This is a genomic window from Streptomyces sp. NPDC052109, assembly GCF_040680195.1.
GTDB lineage: Bacteria > Actinomycetota > Actinomycetes > Streptomycetales > Streptomycetaceae > Streptomyces.
On record NZ_JBFAWF010000009.1, the window covers coordinates 209379 to 229376 of the forward strand.

A 19998-nucleotide genomic window follows, 5' to 3' on the forward strand; every position below is an offset into this window, starting at 1 on the left:
GAGGATTCCTGGGGGTCGCCCCCAGACCCCCCAAGTGAAACTTCGGGCCCAACAAGGAGAGCAGGGAACCCAGATGGCGGAGCTCACGATCCGGCCGGAGGAGATCCGGGACGCGCTGGAGAACTTTGTCCAGTCGTACAAGCCGGACGCGGCCTCGCGCGAGGAGGTCGGTACGGTCACCCTTGCCGGCGACGGCATCGCGAAGATCGAGGGTCTTCCCTCGGCCATGGCCAACGAACTGCTGAAGTTCGAGGACGGCACCCTCGGCCTCGCCCTCAACCTCGAGGAGCGCGAGATCGGTGCCATCGTCCTCGGTGAGTTCAGCGGCATCGAGGAGGGTCAGCCGGTCACGCGCACCGGCGAGGTCCTCTCCGTCGCGGTCGGCGAGGGCTACCTCGGCCGTGTCGTCGACCCGCTCGGCAACCCGATCGACGGCCTCGGCGAGATCGAGACGTCCGGCCGCCGCGCGCTGGAGCTGCAGGCCCCCACGGTCATGCAGCGCAAGTCGGTGCACGAGCCGATGGAGACCGGCTACAAGGCCGTCGACGCGATGACCCCGATCGGCCGTGGTCAGCGCCAGCTGATCATCGGTGACCGCCAGACCGGCAAGACCGCCCTGGCCGTCGACACGATCATCAACCAGCGCGACAACTGGCGCACCGGCGATCCGAAGAAGCAGGTCCGCTGCATCTACGTCGCCATCGGCCAGAAGGGCTCCACCATCGCCGGCGTGCGCCGCGCGCTGGAGGAGAACGGCGCCCTGGAGTACACGACCATCGTCGCCGCCCCGGCGTCCGACCCGGCCGGCTTCAAGTACCTGGCGCCGTACACCGGTTCGGCCATCGGCCAGCAGTGGATGTACGAGGGCAAGCACGTCCTCATCATCTTCGACGACCTCTCGAAGCAGGCCGACGCCTACCGCGCCGTGTCCCTGCTGCTGCGCCGCCCGCCGGGCCGTGAGGCCTACCCGGGTGACGTCTTCTACCTGCACTCCCGCCTGCTGGAGCGCTGCGCCAAGCTCTCCGACGACATGGGTGCCGGTTCGATGACCGGTCTGCCGATCGTCGAGACCAAGGCCAACGACGTCTCGGCGTTCATCCCGACCAACGTCATCTCCATCACCGACGGCCAGTGCTTCCTGGAGTCGGACCTGTTCAACGCCGGTCAGCGTCCCGCGCTGAACGTCGGTATCTCCGTCTCCCGAGTCGGTGGTTCCGCGCAGCACAAGGCGATGCGCCAGGTCTCCGGCCGCCTCCGCGTGGACCTCGCCCAGTTCCGTGAGCTGGAGGCGTTCGCCGCCTTCGGTTCCGACCTGGACGCGGCCTCGAAGGCGCAGCTGGAGCGCGGCTCGCGCATGGTCGAGCTGCTGAAGCAGGACCAGTACCAGCCGATGGCCACCGAGGACCAGGTCGTCTCCGTCTGGGCCGGCACCAACGGCCGTATGGACGACGTCCCGGTCGCCGACATCCGCCGCTTCGAGAAGGAACTGATCGACTTCCTGCACCGGAAGCACCAGGGCCTGATGACCTCCATCAAGGAGGGCGCCAAGATGTCGGACGACACGATCCAGGCGATCGACGACGCGGTGGCCGAGTTCAAGAAGCAGTTCGAGACCTCGGACGGCAAGCTGCTCGGCGAGGACGTTCCTGCCGCTGCCGCCAAGTGACGTAAGGAAGGGACCTGACTCATGGGAGCCCAGCTCCGGGTCTACAAGCGTCGCATCCGATCCGTCAGCGCGACCAAGAAGATCACGAAGGCGATGGAGATGATCGCCGCCTCGCGCGTCGTCAAGGCGCAGCGCAAGGTGGCGGCCTCCACGCCGTACGCGACCGAGCTGACGCGCGCGGTCACGGCGGTCGGCACCGGCTCGAACACCAAGCACCCGCTCACCACGGAGCCGGAGAACCCGACCCGTGCCGCGGTGCTGCTCCTCACGAGCGACCGGGGCCTCGCCGGCGCCTTCAACTCCAACGCCATCAAGACGGCGGAGCAGCTGACCGAGCGCCTGGAGCGCGAGGGCAAGCAGGTCGACACGTACATCGTCGGCCGGCGCGGGGTCGCCCACTACAACTTCCGTGAGCGCAAGGTCACGGAGTCGTGGACGGGCTTCACGGACGAGCCGACGTACGCGGACGCCAAGAAGGTCGCGGCGCCCCTGATCGAGGCCATCGAGAAGGAGACGGCGGACGGCGGTGTGGACGAACTCCACATCGTGTTCACCGAGTTCGTCTCGATGATGACGCAGACGGCGCTCGACGCCCGGCTGCTGCCGCTGCGTCTCGAAGAGGTCGCGCAGGAGGCCGCCCCCAAGGGCGAGATCCTCCCGCTGTACGACTTCGAGCCCTCGGCGGAGGACGTCCTCGACGCCCTGCTGCCGCGCTACGTGGAGAGCCGTATCTACAACGCGCTCCTCCAGTCGGCCGCTTCGAAGCACGCCGCCACGCGGCGCGCGATGAAGTCGGCCACCGACAACGCGGGCGAGCTGATCAACACGCTCTCCCGTCTTGCCAACGCGGCCCGCCAGGCCGAAATCACCCAGGAAATCAGCGAGATCGTCGGTGGCGCGAGCGCCCTGGCCGACGCGACCGCGGGGAGTGACCGATAAATGACCACCACTGTTGAGACCGCGACGGCTACGGGCCGCGTCGCCCGGGTCATCGGCCCGGTCGTCGACGTGGAGTTCCCCGTCGACGCGATGCCGGAGATCTACAACGCCCTGCACGTCGAGGTCGCCGACCCGGCGAACGCGGGCGAGAAGAAGCTCCTGACCCTGGAGGTCGCCCAGCACCTGGGTGACGGCCTGGTCCGCACCATCTCCATGCAGCCCACCGACGGTCTGGTCCGCCAGGCCCCGGTGACCGACACGGGCGCGGCCATCTCCGTCCCCGTCGGCGACTTCACCAAGGGCAAGGTGTTCAACACCCTCGGTGAGGTGCTGAACGTCGACGAGACCTACGACGGCGAGCGCTGGCCGATCCACCGCAAGGCCCCGAACTTCGACGAGCTCGAGTCCAAGACCGAGATGTTCGAGACGGGCGTCAAGGTCATCGACCTGCTCACCCCGTACGTCAAGGGCGGCAAGATCGGCCTGTTCGGCGGCGCCGGCGTCGGCAAGACGGTGCTCATCCAGGAGATGATCTACCGTGTCGCCAACAACCACGACGGTGTCTCCGTGTTCGCCGGTGTCGGTGAGCGCACCCGTGAGGGCAACGACCTCATCGAGGAGATGACCGACTCGGGCGTCATCGACAAGACCGCGCTGGTCTTCGGTCAGATGGACGAGCCCCCGGGCACCCGTCTGCGCGTCGCGCTGGCCGGCCTCACCATGGCCGAGTACTTCCGTGACGTCCAGAAGCAGGACGTGCTGTTCTTCATCGACAACATCTTCCGCTTCACGCAGGCCGGTTCCGAGGTCTCCACGCTGCTCGGCCGTATGCCGTCCGCGGTGGGTTACCAGCCGAACCTGGCCGACGAGATGGGCCTCCTGCAGGAGCGCATCACCTCGACCCGCGGTCACTCGATCACCTCGATGCAGGCGATCTACGTCCCCGCCGACGACCTGACCGACCCGGCCCCGGCCACCACCTTCGCCCACCTCGACGCGACGACGGTGCTGTCCCGTCCGATCTCGGAGAAGGGCATCTACCCGGCCGTGGACCCGCTGGACTCGACGTCCCGGATCCTGGACCCGCGCTACATCGCGCAGGACCACTACAACGCGGCCATGCGCGTGAAGAACATCCTGCAGAAGTACAAGGACCTGCAGGACATCATCGCGATCCTCGGTATCGACGAGCTCGGCGAGGAGGACAAGCTCGTCGTCCACCGTGCCCGTCGCGTGGAGCGCTTCCTGTCCCAGAACACCCACGTCGCCAAGCAGTTCACCGGCGTGGACGGTTCGGACGTCCCGCTGGACGAGACGATCGCGGCGTTCAACGCGATCTGCGACGGCGAGTACGACCACTTCCCGGAGCAGGCGTTCTTCATGTGCGGTGGCCTGGAGGACCTCAAGGCCAACGCCAAGGAGCTGGGCGTCTCCTGAACTCCCTGAGTTCGTGTGAGGGGGCGGGCGCGTCCCGCCCCCTCATCCACGCCCTTTAGAATTGACCCCAACACCCGGCGCCCCTGCCGGGTGGTGACCCGAGGAGCCACCCTTGGCTGCTGAGCTGCACGTCGAGCTGGTCGCCGCCGACCGCCAGGTCTGGTCCGGTGAGGCCACCCTGGTCGTCGCGCGCACCACGTCCGGCGACATCGGCGTCATGCCCGGTCACCAGCCGCTGCTCGGTGTGCTGGAGTCGGGCCCGGTGACCATCCGTACGAGTGAAGGTGGGACGGTCGTCGCCGCGGTGCACGGCGGTTTCATCTCGTTCGCGGACAACAAGCTCTCGCTGCTGGCCGAGATCGCCGAGCTGTCGGACGAGATCGATGTCCAGCGCACGGAGCGGGAGCTGGAGCGCGCGAAGGCGGAGGGCGACGCCGCCGCCGAGCGCCGCGCGGACGTCCGACTGCGTGCTGCGACGGGGCGCTGACCCAGCCGCGTTGTACGTTGACATCACTCAGCCGCGGCCGGCCCGGAGCAATCCGGTGCCGGTCGCGGCTGAGGCAGATGTGGGTGTTTTTTCCGTTTCATTACTCAGTAACAGAAGCAGTTCCCCTACCTAGGAGACGAGGAGGTCGGTGCCGATGGTCCTCGCTCTGACTGTGTGCGGGATCGTGGTCGCGCTCGTGGTGGTGGGACTGTTCCTGTTCGGGCTGCGCCGCAGGCTCATCCAGCGCTCCGGCGGCACCTTCGACTGTTCCCTGCGCTGGGACGTGGCCGAGAAACCGGACGCCAACGGAAAGGGCTGGTCCTACGGCGTCGCCCGGTACAACGGCGACCGCATCGAGTGGTACCGCGTCTTCTCCTACGCATTCCGCCCGCGCCGTACCCTGGAGCGCGCCGCCATCGAGGTGGCGGGCCGCCGGCTCCCCGAGGGCGAGGAGGAACTGGCGTTGCTCTCCGACGCGGTCGTCCTCGCCTGTACCCATCGGGGCACGCGCCTCGAACTCGCCATGAGCGAAGACGCGCTGACCGGATTCCTCGCGTGGCTGGAAGCAGCCCCGCCCGGTCAGCGCGTCAATGTCGCTTAGGACTCTTTCGGGTACTACAGGTTGCTGCTGATGGCGTTCACCAGCTCACCGTCGCTGGTGTCGCCGCTGAACTCCCAGAAGAACGCACCGCCCAGGCCCTGGGACTTGGCCCAGCTCATCTTCCCGGCGATGGTCGACGGGGTGTCGTACGACCACCAGTTGCTGCCGCAGTGGGCGTAGGCCGTACCGGCGATGGTGCCGGTGACGGGGCAGGACGTCTTGAGCACCTTGTAGTCCTCGATGCCCTGCTCGTAGGTGCCGGCTGCCGGTCCCGTGGCCGTGCCGCCCGGGGCGTCCTGGGTGACGCCGGTCCAGCCGCGGCCGTAGAAGCCGATGCCGATGAGCAGCTTGGACGCGGGCACCCCGATGGACTTGTACTTGGCGATCGCGTCGGCGGTGGTGTAGCCCGCCTTCGGGATGCCGGAGTACGAGGTGAGCGGGGAGTGCGGGGCGGTGGGGCCCTGGGCGTCCCACGCGCCGAAGAAGTCGTACGACATCACGTTGTACCAGTCGACGTACTGGGCGGCACCCGCGTAGTCCGCGGCCTCGATCTTGCCGCCGGAGGTGCCGTCGGCGGTGACCGCGGCCGTGACGAGCTTGCTCGAACCGAACTTGGCGCGCAGTGCGGCCAGCACGTTCCTGAAGGCCGCCGCCCCGCTGGTGTCGCAGGACAGGCCGCAGGCGTTGGGGTACTCCCAGTCGATGTCGATGCCGTCGAAGACGTCGGCCCAGCGCGGGTCCTCGACCAGGTTGTAGCAGGAGTCGGCGAACGCGGCCGGGTTGGCCGCGGCCTGGGCGAAGCCGCCGGACCAGGTCCAGCCGCCGAAGGACCACAGCACCTTGAGGTTCGGGTACTTGGCCTTCAGCTCGCGCAGCTGGTTGAAGTTGCCGGCCAGTGGCTGGTCCCAGGTGTCGGCGACGCCGCTGACCGACTGGTCGGCGGTGAACGTCTTCTGGTAGTCGGCGTAGGCGTCGCCGATGGCGCACTGGCCGTTGGTGACGTTGCCGAAGGCGTAGTTGATGTGCGTGATCTTCGCGGCCGAGCCGGACGTCACCAGGTTCTTGACGTTGTAGTTGCGGCCGTAGATGCCCCACTCGGTGAAGTAGCCGAGCTTGACCTTGTCACCGGTGGTCGGGGGAGTGGTGGTGCCGCCGGTGGTGTGCACCTTGACCGCGCCGCTGACCGGGCCGGTCTGGTCGGCGGTGTCGCGGGCCTGCACGGTGTAGGAGTAGTCGGTGCCGGCGGTCAGCCCGGTGTCCGTGTACGACGTGGTCGTCACGGTGCCGACGACCTTGCCGTCGCGCAGGACGTCGTAGTTCTTGATGCCCTTGTCGTCGGTGGCCGCGCCCCAGGAGAGCTTCACCGAGGTGTCGGTGATGTTCGAGGCGGTCGGGGTGCCGGGCGCGCTCGGGGCGGCGTCGCCGGGGGCCGTCGTGCCGTCGCAGCTGTCACCGTTGAGCTTGCAGTTGCTCGGCGAGCCCGGTCCCGAGCCGTTGAAGCCGAAGGAGACGGAGGCGCCGGGGGCGAGGGTGCCGTTGTAGGACTTGTTCTTGGCGGTCCAGTGGTTGCCGGAGCTGGTGACGTCCGCGTCCCAGGCGGAGGTGACGGACGTACCGGAGGGGAAGTCCCACTCGACGGTCCAGGAACTGATGCCGGTGGTACCGGTGTTCTTGATGGTCCACTGACCGCCGAAGCCGGTTCCCCAGTCGCTGGTCTTGGTGAAGCTCGCCGTCGCGTTGGTCGCGGCCTGGGCGGGGCTCGCGAGTCCGACGAGGCCGGCCAGGGGAAGCAACAGGGTCGCGAAGCCTGCCGCGGCTCTGTGTCTGAAGCGCATGGTGCGCCTCCTCGGTATGGGGGAATGTCAGGAGTGGCGTGGGCATGACTGAGCCTCCACGCCCACGGTGCTGCGAGAGTAGAAAGGTCTGGACCACCGGTCAATAGGTCTGGACCAATTTGCAGCAACGCCGCTAGATCCCCAACTCCTGGGCCAGCACGGCTGCTTGGACCCGGCTGCGCAGCTCCAGCTTGGCCAGCAGCCGGCTGACATGCGTCTTCACCGTGCCCTCCGCCATCTCCAGCCGTCCGGCGATCTCGGCGTTCGACAGGCCCTGGCCGACACAGGACAGCACCTCCCGTTCGCGCCGGGTCAGCCCGTCGAGGACGGCCGGATCCGCCTTCGTCCGCCGTGCCGGACCGGCCGCGAACTCGGCGATCAGCCGCCGGGTCACGGCCGGCGCGACGATCCCCTCGCCGCGTGCCACCGTCCGCACCGCCTCCAGCAGGTCCCGCGCCTCGGTGTTCTTCAGCAGAAACCCGGCCGCCCCCGCCCGCAGCGCCCCGAACACATACTCGTCCAGGTCGAAGGTGGTCAGCACGAGGACGTCCGCGAGCCGCTCCGCGACGATCTGCCGGGTCGCCGACACCCCGTCCAGGCGCGGCATCTGTACGTCCATCAGCACCAGGTCCGGGCGCAGTTCGCGCGCCAGCTCCACCGCCCGCTCACCGTCCGCCGCCTCCCCGGCCACCTCGATGTCCGGCGCGCTGCGCAGGATCAGCACGAGGCCGGCGCGTACGGCGGACTGGTCCTCGGCGACCAGGACTCGGATCACGGGGAGCCTCCTTCGGCTTTGGTGTCGATGAGGGGAAGCGCGGCGCGTACGGCCCACCGGCCGGCCTCGGGTCCCGCCGCGAAGGTGCCGCCGAGCAACGCCGCCCGCTCCCGCATCCCGGTGAGCCCCGAGCCCGAGCCGGGGGCGCGCGGGGTGTCGCCGGGCCGGTAGGGGCTGCTGACCTCGATGCGCAGGGTGCCGTCGGCCCGCCGCAGGGCGACGCTCACGGACCCCGGCGCCGCGTGCTTGAGCGCGTTGGTCAGGGACTCCTGCACGATCCTGTACGCGGCCAGCTCCACCGGCGCGGGCACCCGGCCGTGGCCGGCCTCCAGGTGGACGTCCAGGCCATTGGCGCGGGCGCCCCCGACCAGGGTGGCCAGGCCGTCGAGCGTCGGCGTGGCGGCCGGTTCCAGGTCACCGCCGCTGTCCCGCAGAATGCCGATCAGGCGCCGCATCTCGGCCAGCCCCGCCACGCTGTTCTCCCGGATCACCGCCAGGGCGTCCCGGGAGGTCCGCGGATCGTCCAGGGACAGCGCGGCGGTGGAGTGGATGGCGATCGCGGACAGGTGGTTGGCGACCATGTCGTGCAACTCCCGTGCCATCCGTGCCCGTTCGGCCGTGACCGCCTGTGCCCGGTCCATCTCGGCGAGCAGCGCGGTCTGCTCGGCGCGCAGCCGGGCGGCCTCGGCGGCGTCCCGGTGGTTGCGCACCACCCAGCCGGTCGCGGCCGGCGCGAGCGCCACCACGCCGACGCCCACACCGATCAGCAGCGCCTGCGGATCGCGCCAGAAGGCGGCCGGTACGACTCCGCCGAGCACCGTCAGCAGCCCGGTGATCCAGGGGATGCGGCGGGCGGAGGACGGGGTGCCGTACAGGACGGCCGCGTACATCAGGTCGGTGTACAGCACGACCGTGACCACGCTGCCCAGGGTCACCGTGTCCAGGGTCAGTGCGAGGGTGCCCACCAGCAGACCGATGCGCGGCCGGCTGCGGCGCAGCGGCTCGCACGCGGCCGTCAGCGCCAGCGGTACCAGCGGGGCCCAGGGCGCCGCCCACAGTACGAGGGGGTCCGAGGGCACCCGTGGATGAATGCCGAAGAGCCACATCAGCACCCCGCCGAGCAGCCCGCCCACGGCGATCCGCACGTCGTCGCGGTGGGGGCGGGGGAGTACGAGAGGCATGCCCTCCATCCAACACGGCCCGAGCCCCGCCCGCCTGCTCCCCGGGCAGGGTCCCGGACTGCAACTTTCGCTTACGCCGGGTTCGCCCGCGCCGACGACGCCCCGCGCCCCGCGCCCCGCGCCCCGCGCGCCGGGAGCCGGGAGCCTGGAGGGCGGGCGAGGGGAGCGAACCGTGATCGTCGGACTGATCATCGCCTGCGAGGTGGCGTTCTGGGTGCTGCCGGCACCCGGACCGGCCGTGCGCCACCTGCTCGAACGGCGCCGTGCGAGCGCGGCGTTGCTGCTCTGCCAACCCCTGCTGGAACTGGTGCTCCTCGTCGTGACCGCGACCGACCTGAGGAACGGCGCCGCACCCGACTGGCGGCACGGACTGGCCGCCGTCTCCATCGGCTTCACGGCCGGCTTCGGGCACTCCACCCTCATATGGGCCGACGCCCGGGTGGCCCACCGCTTCGCGGGCGGCCCGCGCCCGGCCAAGCCTCCCGGGTACGGCACGGCCCGAGCCGCTCACGGGTGGAAGGTCGCGGGCCGCTGGATCCTCGCCTGTGCCGTCGCTCTCGCCCTGCTCCAGGGCGTCGCCTGGTACGTCGGCGGCGGCCGCGACACCGATCCGCTGCGGGCCTGGCAGCCGCGGCTGCTCGTGGTCCTCGCCGTCAACGTGGTCGTCGCCGTCAGCTACACGCTGTTGCCGAGGCGGGAGCCGGCCGGCCGGGCTGCGCACCGCGTGTCCGGCCGCCGCCCCTGAGCCGCCCGTCGCCCCGGCAGCCGAAACCCCCGCCCCCCTGCCGCGCGCTCACCGGCGGGTCGTACCCTGACCCGGCGACGAGGAGGGCGCATGACGGACACGGCGGACCGCGGTGCGGTGCTGGTCGTCGACGACGACGCGGCGATCCGGCGCTCGCTGGAGCGTGGCCTACGGCTCGCCGGCTTCGCGGTGCGGACCGCCGCCGACGGCCCCGAGGCGCTGGCGGCGATCCGGGACGCGCCCCCCGACGTGCTGGTGCTCGACGTGTCGATGCCCGGCATGAGCGGCATCGAGGTGTGCACCCGGCTGCGCGACGAGGGCCGCGACCTGCCCGTGCTGATGCTCTCCGCGCTGGACGAGACCGCCGACCGGATCGCCGGGCTCCAGGCGGGCGGCGACGACTATCTGGTCAAGCCGTTCGCCCTGCAGGAACTGGTGCTGCGGCTGCGCGCCCTGCTGCGCCGCCGCCCGCCGGCCGGCCGCGCCGAACTGCGGGTCGCGGACCTGGTGATCGACCCGGCCGCCCGCGCCGCCGAGCGGGCCGGCAGGCCCCTCGACCTCACCCGGCGCGAGTTCGAACTGCTGGAGGTGCTCGCCCGCAACGCCGGCCTGGTCCTCACCCGCGACCAGCTCCTGGAGCGGGTGTGGGGCTACGACTTCGACGTGCGCACCGACGCCGTCGACACCTTCGTCAGCTATCTGCGGCGCAAACTGGAGGCGGACGGCGGCGGCCGGCTGATCCACACCGTGCGGGGCGTCGGCTTCGTGCTCAGGGAACCACGGGGCACACCGTGAGACTCTCCACCCGCATCGCCCTCGCCGTCGGCTGCACCGTCCCGCTGCTCGTGCTCGCCGCCGGCTGGCTGCTGCTGCAGCTGGTCGCACGGGACCTGCACCGGGCCGAGGACCAGCATCTGCGTGAGCGCGCGGTGGCCCTGGCGCCGGACGCCCGGGCGCTGCTGCGGGCCTCGGCCGACGGCCGCCCCAAGGCCGCCGACACCCGGGAGCGGCAGCTCTTCAGCTCCGCCCTCGACGTCGGCGTACGGCTCGTCGCCACGGGCACCACCTTCAGCGGCGGCCCCCAGCCCGGCCCCGCCGTGACGCTGCCGGACCGGTCCGCCGGCTTCGTCACCCTCCGCGCGGACGGGCGCAGTTGGCGGGTCCTGGCCCGGCCGGTCCGGGCCGCCGCTGTCCCGGGCACGCTGTGGCTGTTCTCGCCCGACACCGCCGACCGCACCCAGGTCCGGCTCGTCCGCAACCGGGTGCTCCTCACCGCGGTGCTCGCCGCACCCCTGTCCGGGCTGCTCGCCTGGGGCCTGGCCGCCCGGGCGAGCACGCCCCTGACCCGCCTCACCCGCCGCACCGCCGGCCTCGACCCGCGCACCAGCACGGTCCGGCCGTCCGAGGAGCGCACCGGGGTGCGGGAGGTCGACGAGCTGGCCGCGACCCTTCGGACCGTCCTCGCCCGCTACGACGAACAGGCCGCCCGCACCGGCCAGGCCCTGGACACCGCCCGTTCCTTCTCCTCGGCGGCCGCACACGAACTGCGCACCCCGCTGATGAGCATGGGCACCAACCTCGACATCCTCACCGGCCATCCCGACCTGCCGGCAGCCGAACGCGCCGAGGTCCTGGCCGACCTGCACCGCGAACACGCCCGGCTGCTCGGTCTGCTGGTGATGTTGCGGGACCTGGGGCGCGCGGACCTCGTGGAGGCGGAGGCATTCCGTCCCGTCGACCCGTCCGACCTCGCCGACGCCGCCGTGGCCGAGGCCCGGCGCCGCGCGCCGGACGCCGACATCACCCTCGACGCGGCAGCCGGCCTCACCGTGCACGGCTGGGAGCCGGGTCTGCGGCTCCTGCTCGACAACCTGCTCGGCAACGCCCTCGCGCACGGCCGCGACGCACAGGGCCGGGCCCGGGTGCGGGTCGGCGTGACCGGCGGCCCGGGCGAGGTCCTCATCACGGTCGACGACCACGGCCCCGGCGTACCGGCCGACGCCCGTGCCCGCGTCTTCGAGCGGTTCCGTCGGGGCCCGGGCAGCGCCGGCTCCGGCCTCGGCCTCACCCTCGTCGCCCAGCAGGCGGCCCTGCACCGGGGGAGCGTCACCGTCACCGACGGCCCCGACGGAACCGGCGCGCGCTTCGCGGTACGGCTGCCCTCCGACGGCGGAGCGTTGCCCGGCCGACGGGACTGGCTGATCGGCACAGCCGGGGCAAACCGGTCACAGAGTTTCCCCAAAGACCCTTCCTAGCCTCGGTCTCGTCGGACGGACGACGGGCCGTTCGGAAGGGGACGACCGGGCCGTCCGGGAAGGGAACCGAGAGACAGATGAACGGACGACGACGTGCGCGCACGCTGTTCGCAGGGGTCGCCGCGGCGGCCGTACTGGTCGGAGCCGGCGGGGTGGCCGCGGCCGACAGCAGCCCCGCGCCCGGACCCACCGGAGACGGGTCGCAGAAACTGTGCAAGCGTGTGCCCAAGATCGACCGGCACATCCAGCGGGCGCTGAAGCGGCTGGACGCGGGAGCGGGCACCCGTGGCTCGGTGGCCCGGCTGCAGCAGCGCGTGGACAACGCGAAGAAGGCGGGACACACCCAGGTCGCCACCTATCTCCAGGACCGCCTGGACTTCCGCAAGTCCTTGGTCACCAACCTGAAGCAGCGCGAGAAGGACCTGAACGACGTCCGGACCTGGTGCCAGGACAACTCCGGCGGGAAGGCGGCGAGCTGATGCGGGCGCGGCGGGTGCTGCGGCCGGCGGTCGCCGCGCCCGCGGTCGCCCTCCTGATGGCGCTCACCGCGGGCTGCGCCCACCACGACGGGGCCGCGCCGAGTACGCCGCCCGCCTCCGGTACCCCCTCCGGGTACGCGGAGATGCAGAAGAAGGTGAACGCGGCCGAGTCCGCGGCCGCCGCCGCCGACCGGGACGCGGCGAGCGGCACGGACCGCTGACGTGCGGGGTCCCCGGCGGCGGAGCTCAGCGCTCCCCACCGGGGACCCACAGCACATCCCCGACCTCCTTGTTGGCCACCCGAGCCAGGATGAACAGCAGGTCGGACAGCCGGTTGAGATAGGTGGCCGTCAGCGGGTTCATCGTGTCGCCGTGGGCCTCCAGGGCCGCCCAGGTGGAGCGCTCGGCCCGGCGTACGACCGTGCAGGCCTGGTGGAGGAGGGCCGCGCCCGGCGTGCCGCCGGGCAGGATGAAGGAGCGGAGCTTCTCCAGCTGCTCGTTGAAGCGGTCGCAGTCCGCCTCCAGCTTGTCGACGTAGAACTGCTCCACCCGCAGTGGCGGGAACTCGGGGTTCTCCACCACCGGCGTCGACAGGTCCGCACCCACGTCGAACAGGTCGTTCTGGACGCGCGTGAGGACCGTGACGACCTCCGCCTCCAGGCCGCCCAGCGCGATCGCGGTGCCGATCACCGCGTTGGCCTCGTTGGCGTCCGCGTACGCGGAGATCCTGAGGTCCGTCTTCGGCACCCGGCTCATGTCGCCGAGGTTGGTGGTGCCCTTGTCGCCGGTCCTGGTGTAGATACGCGTCAGATTGACCATACGGCCAGCGTAGTTATGCCCCGGCCGTCCGGAACACTCGTGTGCCCACCGTCACGGCCGGGGCGGCGGAGCCGACGGCGACGAGGACGCCGTAGACCATGTGCGCACTCGTGTAGTGGCCGACGTACGCGTCGCGCACCGCGTCCACCAGATAGCGGAACGGGACGCAGTGCGACAGCACGTTCAGCCACGCGGGTGCCAGGGTCATGGGGAGCATCAGGCCGGACAGCAGGATCGACGGCATCGACACCATGTTGATCAGTGGACCGAACTCCTGCGGGGTGCGGGCCCTCATCCCGAGCGCGTACGACAGCGAGGCCAGCGAGACCGTGAGCAGGGCGACGAAGGCGAAGCCGATCAGCACGCCCGTGAGCGGCGCCCGCATTCCCATCACCACCGCGGCCAGCACCAGCAGCACCGCCTGGAAGACGAGGACCGTGGCGTCCCGCAGCGCCCGTCCGAGCAGCAGCGCGAGCCGGCTGACCGGGGTCACCCGCATCCGGTCCACCACCCCCTGCCCCTTCTCCACGATGACCGTGAACCCGGCGAACAGGGCGCCGAACAACCCGAGTTGGAGCAGCAGGCCGGGGACGAGCACCTGCCAGGAGCTGCCGGTGCCGCCGAGCGGGAGGTGGGTGAGCAGCGGACCGAAGAAGAGCAGATGGAGAAGCGGAGTGAGCACCCCGAAGAGGAGGGCGAAGCGGGAGCGCAGGGACTGGCGGAGGTAGCGGCCGTAGACGAGGGCCGTGTCGTTCAGAAGCATCTCTGGATCCCTAGACGGCGACAGGGGCGGGGTCGGCCGGGGAGGGGCCGCGGCCGGTGATGGCGAGGAAGGTGTCCTGGAGGCCGGCGTCGATCGAGCCGCCGTACTCGAGCTTCAGCGCGCTCGGCGTGCCCTCGGCCGCGACCACACCCCGGTCCACGATCACCAGGCGGTCGGCCAGGGCGTCGGCCTCGTCCAGGTAGTGGGTGGTCAGGAAGACGGTCGTACCGTGCTCGTCGCGCAGCCGGCGCACCAGGTCCCACAGGTCGGCGCGGCTGCCCGGGTCGAGGCCGGTCGTCGGCTCGTCCAGGAACAGCACCTTCGGCCGGTGTGTGAGCGCCATCGCGATGTCCAGCCGGCGGCGCTGACCGCCGGAGAGCGCACCGGCCCTGCGGTCCAGGAACGCGGTGAGATCCAGCTCCCGGGCCAGCTCCTCGGCACGCTCCGCGGCCGCGCCCCTCGCCAGGCGGTACATCCGCCCCTGGGTGACCAACTCCTCCCGCACGGTGATCTGCGGATCCACGCCGCCGGACTGGGCGACGTAGCCGCTCGCCGCGCGCACTCCCGCCGGATCCGTCGCCAGGTCGTGCCCGGCGACCGTGGCCGCGCCGCCGGTCGGCTTCAGCAGGGTGGTGAGCATGCGCAGGGTGGTCGTCTTGCCGGCGCCGTTGGGGCCGAGGAAGCCGAGGATCTCGCCCTCGCGGACGGCGAGGTCGACGCCGCGCACGGCCCGCACGGGCCCGGCCTTGGTCTGGAAGGTGCGGGCGAGTCCCGCCGCGCTGATGACTGCTGCCATACGAGCCAGAAAAACAGAGTCTCTTAAGTTTTGCAATGACTCCAAGTATTCATCGTCCCCAGCGAAGCTAGGATGCGGACATGGCAGAGGGGCTCAGGGAGCGGAAGAAGCGGCAGACCCGGCAGTACATCTCCGATGTCGCCACGGGCCTGTTCCTGGAGCGCGGCTTCGAGGCGGTCACCGTCGCCGAGATCGCCGAGGCGGCCAACGTCTCCGTCAACACCGTCTACAACTACTTCCCCGCCAAAGAGGACCTCTTCTTCGACCGCTCCGCCGGCATGACCGACCGCCTCGCCCGCTGGGTCCGGGGTCGGGACGCGGGGGAGTCCGCCGCGCGCGCCGTCCTGCGTGAACTGCGCGGCGAGGTCGAGGCCGTCTCGCCCCGGGTCGGCCTGACGGAGGGCTACGACCGTTTCATGCGGGTCATCCACGAGGCGCCCGCGCTGCGCTCCCGCCTCTGGAGCCTCCAGCAGGAGATCCACGACACCGTGACGGCGGCCCTGCGCGAGGAGACCGGCGCCGGCGACGACGATCCGCTGCCGGACCTGATGGCCGGTCAGATCTGCTGGATCCACCAGACGGTCTTCACCGCCATCGGCCGCGAGATGCTCGCGGGCCGCGAACCGGCCGAAGTGTCCCGAGAGGTACTCGTCCTCCTCGACGACATCGAGGACCTGTTGAGCGAACGGGTCCTGAACTACGCCGTCCGGGGAGCGGTCTGAGCACGCTGCCGCCGAAGGGGCCCCGCCGGCAGGGCCGGCCGTCATGTCCGGTGGAAGGCCGCAGACACCGAAGGGGGCACGGAACGCACCGGCCGGCGGGTATGCGGGTCGCAGGGTGTGGAGACCTCGGCGCCGGACGGTCCGTGAAGCGCCAACCAGCATGAAGCGGAAGGGGGCTGACGCTCCGGCCGCCGCGTCCGCGATCCGGTCGGATCCGCCGACGGGAGGATCGCCGAGTCCGCCGACCGAGACGTGACGGTTGTCTCACGCCCTGAGACGCGTGACACGCGTTACTTCCCGGTCACACAGCGCCGCCGGAGCGCTATGGTCCGCCGGAGAAGCAGACTTGGAGCGCGTTCAAAGGGGAGTCGGAGTGGCACGGAAGCTCGCCGTCATCGGGGCCGGCCTCATGGGGTCCGGGATCGCTCAGGTCGCCGCGCAGGCGGGCTGGGACGTCGTTCTGCGCGACGTCACCGACGAGGCACTCAAGCGTGGCACCGACGGCATCAAGGCCTCGTACGACAAGTTCGTGAGCAAGGGGAAGATGGAGGCGCACGACGCCGACGCCTCCCTGGCCCGCATCACCGCCACCACCGACCTGGACGCCGCAGCCGACGCGGACGTCGTCGTCGAGGCCGTCTTCGAGAAGCTGGAGGTCAAGCACGAGATCTTCCGCACGCTCGACAAGCTGGTGCGCGAGGACACCGTGCTCGCCTCCAACACCTCCGCCATCCCGATCACCAAGATCGCGGCGGCCACGGAGCACCCCGAACGGGTCGTCGGCGTCCACTTCTTCTCCCCCGTGCCGATGATGCAGCTCGTCGAGCTGGTCCGCGGCTACAAGACCAGCGACGAAACCCTCGCCACCGCACGGGAGTTCGCCGAGTCCGTCGGCAAGACCTGCATCGTCGTCAACCGGGACGTGGCCGGCTTCGTGACCACCCGGCTCATCTCCGCCCTCGTGGTGGAGGCGACCAAGCTCTACGAGTCCGGGGTCGCCACGGCCGAGGACATCGACCTCGCCTGCAAGCTGGGCTTCGGCCACGCCATGGGCCCGCTCGCCACCGCCGACCTCACCGGCGTGGACATCCTGCTGCACGCCACCAGCAACATCTACACCGAGTCCCAGGACGAGAAGTTCGCCCCGCCGGAGCTGATGCGCCGGATGGTGGACGCCGGTGACATCGGCCGCAAGAGCGGGCAGGGCTTCTACAAGTACTGAGATCCACCCGTACAGGCATACGCCGGACATTCACCCCGGGAATATCACCCCCCGGGGTGAATTCGGTATCGGTTCGCTTACAAGCAGCAACCGCACCGGCACTCACGCAGTCAGACGGTGCACAGCATCGTCACCATCGTCACCGAAGTACGCCAACCGCACGCAACGGGGAGCGCATATGCACATCAGGGGCGACCATGCCGAGCTGGTCGTCGGGGGCCGCCTCGACGTCCGCAGCGCGGCGGACGCCCGTACGGCCCTGCACACGGCCGTCGACACCGGAGTCGGCGACCTGGTGCTCGACCTGTCCGAACTGGACTCCTGGGACGCCACCGGACTCGGGGTGATCATGGGTGCCCATCGGCGGGCCGGCCGCTGCGGTCGCCGTCTGGTGCTGCGCGGCGTCCCGCCGCAGATGCAGCGCCTGCTGGTGGCGACCCGGCTGCACCGCATCCTCGCCATCGAGGGCGGCATCGGGGTGGAGTCGCTGCCCCGGGTGTGAGCCGCCGGACGGCCGAGGCGCAGGCACCGCGAGCGGGTGGGAAAGGGGCGACGGGGGTGACCCGGGCGCAGCCGCCGAAGGGCACGTCGGGGGCAATCCTCACCGGACTGTGACGTCTCGGACCGCACGGCACCCCGCCCTGTCGGAGATACTGAGCGAAGGTTTAGGGTTCGGTCGCCCGCCGCCTCGCAACCCTCGATCGAGCGGGCCCGGACCAGAAGCGACAGCGCGGTGCGCGACGAGGCCGGGAGGGGCCGCAATCACGGGCACACGACGCTTTTGGGGGGCTTGAACCTATGGACCCGATCAACCCGGGACCCGAGGAGCACGGCCAGGCGCACAGCCGCCGCCCGCCCCGGGAATCCCTGACCTCCGACTTCGGTCAGAGCGCGCCCGCGCTCGCCCGTACGACGCGGCTCGTGGCCGGCGACCTGCTGCTGACCGTCAACCCCGTCGACGGCAGCGAGATAGAACCCTGCCCGCCGGCCCAGCGGCCGGAGCGGCCCCACAAGCGCACCGCGACCGAGCGCGCCGAGGCCGAGCGCGCCGGCCGGCCGCCCGTGCCGCCCGGTCCCGCCCAGCCGGCGCTCTCCCTGCTGGAACGCCAGGACGAACGCGAGCGGCTGGTGCGGCTGCTGGCCCGTGGCCGCTCGGTACGGCTCACCGGCCCCGGCGGCTGCGGCCGTACCGCCCTGCTGGACCTGGTCGCCGAGGACTGCCTGGACCTCGCCCCCGATGGTGTGGTCCGGCTCAGCGGCTTCCGCCGCACCGCCGCCGACGTCCTGCACGACCTCTTCCACGCCGTCTACGACGCCCCGCACCAGCGCCCGGAACCGGACGAACTGCACGCGCTGGTCGGCGAGATCGGCGCGGTCGTCGTCCTGGACGACATCGATTTCGGCGGCGCCGCCCTGGACGAGCTGCTGGACGCCACCCCCGAGTGCGCCTTCTTGATCGGCGCCACCCCGGACGTGCCCGCGCCGTCCGCCGAGTCCGCGGTCGAGGAGGTCTTCCTCAGCGGCCTGGACCGTGCCGGCGGCGTGGAGATCCTGGAGCGGGCGGTCGGCCGTGTGCTCACCGAGGAGGAGGCCAACTGGGCGGGCGACCTGTGGTTCGAGTCCGAGGGGCTGCCGCTGCGGTTCGTCCAGGCCGGAGCCCTGCTCCGGCAGCGCGACCTGCTGCGGGCCGGCGCCGGAGTGGTGGACGAGTACGGCGTCTTCGAGGACGTACGACCCGGTGTGCGCCCGCCCATGGAGCTGCCGGTGGAGCTGGAGGAGGACGTTCCGCTGCCCTCCCTCGGCGAGGCCGCGGCGCCCGCCCCGCTGCTGGCCTCCCGGCTCAGCGCCTCCGCCCGTGCCACCCTGCGCTTCGCCGTCGCCCTCGGCGGTGAGGTGCCGCACCAGGCGCATCTGCCGGCGCTGATCGGCGACACCCACGCCGACGCCGCCCTCGGCGAGCTGGCGAGCTGCGGGCTGGTCTCCCCGGTCGGCTCCCGCTACCGCCTCGCGGCGGGAGTGCTGACCCAGCTGGAGGCCGCCGGGTACGCCGACGACGCCCAGGAGCAGGCGCTGGCCGCCGCCGAGCACTACGCCTGGTGGGCCGGGCACCCCTCGGTCACCCCCGAGCGGGTGTCCGCGGAGGCGGACGCGCTGCTGGCCGCGATCGCCGCGATCGTCCCGCAGACGGTGCCGTCCGCCGAAGGGGAGACGAGCTGCGCGGTACGGCTCGCCAGGACGGCCGCGCCCGCGTTCGCCGCCGGGCTGCACTGGAGTGCCTGGGAACGGGCCCTTCGCTCCGGCGCTGAGGCCTCCCGGCTGGCCGGTGAGGTACACGAACAAGCCTATTTCCACCATGAGTTGGGCGTCCTCGCGCTCTGCGGGGGCCAACTCGACCGGGCTCGCGCCGAGCTGGAGGCGTCCATCGGGCTGCGGGGCGCGCTCGCCGACAAGCGGGGCACCGTCTCCGGGCGCCGGGCCCTCGCGCTGGTCGCCGACCGCTCGGGCGAGGTGGTCGGGTTCGCGGCGACGGCGGGGGAGGAGCCGCCGGAGATACGGCACGAGGAGTCGGCGCCGCCGCCGTACGTACCGCTCGGCGATCCCCTCGTCACCCAACGGCTCCCGGCCGCCACGGCGAGCGGCGGGGGCCTCAGACGGCTGGCCCGCCGCAACCTCGTGGCGGTCGGCTCCGGGGCGCTGCTCGCCGCCGTGCTCGGTACGGTCGTGACGCTCGGCATGACGTCCAACGAGAACGCCGACAAGAACCCGGCGGGCAAGGTGGACATCAACCCGTCGGCGAGCCAGGGCACGGACGACGGCACGCTCGGCGCGGACCCGAAGAAGGGCCCGACGTCGGGCTCCGGCTCGATGCCGACCGCCACCCGGCCCACGGACCCGGGTCCCGACGGCACCTACGGCACGACGGACGACCCGACGCCTTCGGAGCCGGGCACGACGCCGTCGGCCGGTCCGAGCGGGACCAAGGGCACGGGCGGCGGGGGCACCTCGCCGACGCCGTCCAAGTCGCACACCACGAAGCCGGGTTCGCCGACGCCGACCAAGTCGACGCCCACGGGCACACCCACCTCGTCCACGCCGACGTCCTCCCCGACGGACCCGACGACCACTCCGACCCCGACGGGCGGTACGACGCCGTCCACGACGGACTCGGCGAGCGGCCCCACGACGCCGCAGACGTCGGGGAGCGCGGTGAGCTCGCAGAGCGCGCCGGCGTCCACGGAGGCGGTGATGTGAGGCCGCCTCGTCACCGGCGGAGGA

General features: G+C 71.5%; 20 protein-coding genes. 14 read left to right on the forward strand and 6 right to left on the reverse strand.

Going from position 1 to position 19998, the window contains the following annotated elements; genetic code table 11:
• Window positions 1–73 precede the first annotated feature (73 nt).
• The 5 genes from atpA to AB0L59_RS20665 all read left to right on the forward strand — a co-directional run bounded on the left by atpA (window position 74) and on the right by AB0L59_RS20665 (window position 5130).
• Window positions 74–1666, forward strand: a complete 1593-nt coding sequence (gene atpA / locus AB0L59_RS20645) for a F0F1 ATP synthase subunit alpha (protein ID WP_069778689.1) — start codon at window positions 74–76, stop codon at window positions 1664–1666.
• 21 nt (window positions 1667–1687) lie between these two features.
• Entirely contained in the window at window positions 1688–2605 is a 918-nt protein-coding gene (locus AB0L59_RS20650; RefSeq protein ID WP_365585495.1) for a F0F1 ATP synthase subunit gamma, read from the forward strand.
• Window positions 2606–4042 carry a F0F1 ATP synthase subunit beta gene (gene atpD / locus AB0L59_RS20655; protein WP_365585497.1) on the forward strand — a complete coding sequence of 479 codons (1437 nt, stop codon included), beginning with the start codon at window positions 2606–2608 and terminating at the stop codon, window positions 4040–4042. It begins immediately after the preceding gene.
• Window positions 4043–4154: 112 nt separating this feature from the next.
• The gene (locus AB0L59_RS20660) at window positions 4155–4529 is read left to right on the forward strand and encodes a F0F1 ATP synthase subunit epsilon (protein WP_365585499.1); all 375 of its coding nucleotides are present in this window, start codon (window positions 4155–4157) and stop codon (window positions 4527–4529) included.
• Between the two features lie 154 nt (window positions 4530–4683).
• Window positions 4684–5130 (forward strand): DUF2550 domain-containing protein, encoded by a 447-nt coding sequence (locus AB0L59_RS20665; RefSeq protein WP_031171908.1) that lies wholly within the window; start codon window positions 4684–4686, stop codon window positions 5128–5130.
• Window positions 5131–5144: 14 nt separating this feature from the next.
• On the opposite strand, the gene AB0L59_RS20670 is transcribed toward AB0L59_RS20665, so the two are convergent.
• The 3 genes from AB0L59_RS20670 to AB0L59_RS20680 all read right to left on the reverse strand — a co-directional run bounded on the left by AB0L59_RS20670 (window position 5145) and on the right by AB0L59_RS20680 (window position 8921).
• Complete coding sequence (locus AB0L59_RS20670) at window positions 5145–6965, reverse strand: glycoside hydrolase family 18 chitinase (RefSeq protein ID WP_365585502.1); 1821 nt, start codon at window positions 6963–6965, stop codon at window positions 5145–5147.
• 133 nt (window positions 6966–7098) lie between these two features.
• Window positions 7099–7740: a response regulator transcription factor gene (locus AB0L59_RS20675; protein ID WP_365585503.1), complete on the reverse strand. Its 642-nt coding sequence runs from the start codon at window positions 7738–7740 to the stop codon at window positions 7099–7101.
• On the reverse strand, window positions 7737–8921 hold the full coding sequence (locus AB0L59_RS20680) for a histidine kinase (RefSeq protein ID WP_365585506.1): 1185 nt from the start codon (window positions 8919–8921) through the stop codon (window positions 7737–7739). Before AB0L59_RS20680 ends, AB0L59_RS20675 begins: the two co-directional genes overlap by 4 nt.
• Window positions 8922–9093: 172 nt before the next feature.
• Between AB0L59_RS20680 and AB0L59_RS20685 the strand changes: the two genes are divergently transcribed.
• From AB0L59_RS20685 to AB0L59_RS20705, 5 genes are all read left to right on the forward strand, one after another.
• Entirely contained in the window at window positions 9094–9666 is a 573-nt protein-coding gene (locus tag AB0L59_RS20685; protein WP_365585508.1) for a hypothetical protein, read from the forward strand.
• Between the two features lie 90 nt (window positions 9667–9756).
• Window positions 9757–10461 (forward strand): response regulator transcription factor, encoded by a 705-nt coding sequence (locus AB0L59_RS20690; protein ID WP_365585511.1) that lies wholly within the window; start codon window positions 9757–9759, stop codon window positions 10459–10461.
• Window positions 10458–11921, forward strand: coding sequence for a HAMP domain-containing sensor histidine kinase (locus AB0L59_RS20695; RefSeq protein WP_365585514.1), 1464 nt, complete (start codon window positions 10458–10460; stop codon window positions 11919–11921). The genes AB0L59_RS20690 and AB0L59_RS20695 overlap by 4 nt, the downstream gene beginning before the upstream one ends.
• 77 nt (window positions 11922–11998) lie before the next feature.
• Complete coding sequence (locus AB0L59_RS20700) at window positions 11999–12400, forward strand: hypothetical protein (protein ID WP_365585517.1); 402 nt, start codon at window positions 11999–12001, stop codon at window positions 12398–12400.
• Window positions 12400–12621 carry a hypothetical protein gene (locus AB0L59_RS20705; protein WP_365585520.1) on the forward strand — a complete coding sequence of 74 codons (222 nt, stop codon included), beginning with the start codon at window positions 12400–12402 and terminating at the stop codon, window positions 12619–12621. Before AB0L59_RS20700 ends, AB0L59_RS20705 begins: the two co-directional genes overlap by 1 nt.
• A gap of 25 nt (window positions 12622–12646) precedes the next feature.
• Here the strand turns inward: AB0L59_RS20705 and AB0L59_RS20710 are convergent, their stop codons facing one another.
• Genes AB0L59_RS20710 through AB0L59_RS20720 form a run of 3 tightly spaced genes read right to left on the reverse strand, consistent with a single transcriptional unit; the run spans window position 12647 to window position 14778 of the window.
• The gene (locus AB0L59_RS20710; protein ID WP_365585523.1) at window positions 12647–13219 is read right to left on the reverse strand and encodes a cob(I)yrinic acid a,c-diamide adenosyltransferase; all 573 of its coding nucleotides are present in this window, start codon (window positions 13217–13219) and stop codon (window positions 12647–12649) included.
• 13 nt (window positions 13220–13232) lie between these two features.
• Window positions 13233–13982 (reverse strand): ABC transporter permease, encoded by a 750-nt coding sequence (locus tag AB0L59_RS20715; protein ID WP_365585525.1) that lies wholly within the window; start codon window positions 13980–13982, stop codon window positions 13233–13235.
• Window positions 13983–13992: 10 nt separating this feature from the next.
• Window positions 13993–14778, reverse strand: a complete 786-nt coding sequence (locus AB0L59_RS20720) for an ATP-binding cassette domain-containing protein (RefSeq protein WP_365585528.1) — start codon at window positions 14776–14778, stop codon at window positions 13993–13995.
• A gap of 80 nt (window positions 14779–14858) precedes the next feature.
• On the opposite strand from AB0L59_RS20720, the gene AB0L59_RS20725 reads away from it, so the two are divergent.
• From AB0L59_RS20725 to AB0L59_RS20740, 4 genes are all read left to right on the forward strand, one after another.
• Window positions 14859–15500 (forward strand): helix-turn-helix domain-containing protein, encoded by a 642-nt coding sequence (locus AB0L59_RS20725; protein WP_365585531.1) that lies wholly within the window; start codon window positions 14859–14861, stop codon window positions 15498–15500.
• Window positions 15501–15873: 373 nt separating this feature from the next.
• Complete coding sequence (locus AB0L59_RS20730) at window positions 15874–16722, forward strand: 3-hydroxyacyl-CoA dehydrogenase family protein (RefSeq protein WP_365585533.1); 849 nt, start codon at window positions 15874–15876, stop codon at window positions 16720–16722.
• A gap of 178 nt (window positions 16723–16900) precedes the next feature.
• Complete coding sequence (locus AB0L59_RS20735) at window positions 16901–17224, forward strand: STAS domain-containing protein (protein WP_055704184.1); 324 nt, start codon at window positions 16901–16903, stop codon at window positions 17222–17224.
• A gap of 296 nt (window positions 17225–17520) precedes the next feature.
• Window positions 17521–19974 carry an ATP-binding protein gene (locus AB0L59_RS20740; RefSeq protein WP_365585536.1) on the forward strand — a complete coding sequence of 818 codons (2454 nt, stop codon included), beginning with the start codon at window positions 17521–17523 and terminating at the stop codon, window positions 19972–19974.
• Window positions 19975–19998: the final 24 nt, after the last annotated feature.

What these genes read in the sequence shown, in the direction of transcription:
- atpA (WP_069778689.1), top strand. Translation starts at nt 74, where the DNA reads ATGGCGGAGCTCACGATCCGGCCGGAGGAGATCCGGGACGCGCTGGAG.
- AB0L59_RS20740 (WP_365585536.1), top strand. Translation starts at nt 17,521, where the DNA reads ATGGACCCGATCAACCCGGGACCCGAGGAGCACGGCCAGGCGCACAGC.
- AB0L59_RS20665 (WP_031171908.1), top strand. Translation starts at nt 4,684, where the DNA reads ATGGTCCTCGCTCTGACTGTGTGCGGGATCGTGGTCGCGCTCGTGGTG.
- AB0L59_RS20720 (WP_365585528.1), bottom strand. Translation starts at nt 14,778, where the DNA reads ATGGCAGCAGTCATCAGCGCGGCGGGACTCGCCCGCACCTTCCAGACC.
- AB0L59_RS20710 (WP_365585523.1), bottom strand. Translation starts at nt 13,219, where the DNA reads ATGGTCAATCTGACGCGTATCTACACCAGGACCGGCGACAAGGGCACC.
- AB0L59_RS20705 (WP_365585520.1), top strand. Translation starts at nt 12,400, where the DNA reads ATGCGGGCGCGGCGGGTGCTGCGGCCGGCGGTCGCCGCGCCCGCGGTC.
- AB0L59_RS20735 (WP_055704184.1), top strand. Translation starts at nt 16,901, where the DNA reads ATGCACATCAGGGGCGACCATGCCGAGCTGGTCGTCGGGGGCCGCCTC.
- AB0L59_RS20670 (WP_365585502.1), bottom strand. Translation starts at nt 6,965, where the DNA reads ATGCGCTTCAGACACAGAGCCGCGGCAGGCTTCGCGACCCTGTTGCTT.
- AB0L59_RS20680 (WP_365585506.1), bottom strand. Translation starts at nt 8,921, where the DNA reads ATGCCTCTCGTACTCCCCCGCCCCCACCGCGACGACGTGCGGATCGCC.
- atpD (WP_365585497.1), top strand. Translation starts at nt 2,606, where the DNA reads ATGACCACCACTGTTGAGACCGCGACGGCTACGGGCCGCGTCGCCCGG.
- AB0L59_RS20700 (WP_365585517.1), top strand. Translation starts at nt 11,999, where the DNA reads ATGAACGGACGACGACGTGCGCGCACGCTGTTCGCAGGGGTCGCCGCG.
- AB0L59_RS20690 (WP_365585511.1), top strand. Translation starts at nt 9,757, where the DNA reads ATGACGGACACGGCGGACCGCGGTGCGGTGCTGGTCGTCGACGACGAC.
- AB0L59_RS20725 (WP_365585531.1), top strand. Translation starts at nt 14,859, where the DNA reads ATGGCAGAGGGGCTCAGGGAGCGGAAGAAGCGGCAGACCCGGCAGTAC.
- AB0L59_RS20715 (WP_365585525.1), bottom strand. Translation starts at nt 13,982, where the DNA reads ATGCTTCTGAACGACACGGCCCTCGTCTACGGCCGCTACCTCCGCCAG.
- AB0L59_RS20650 (WP_365585495.1), top strand. Translation starts at nt 1,688, where the DNA reads ATGGGAGCCCAGCTCCGGGTCTACAAGCGTCGCATCCGATCCGTCAGC.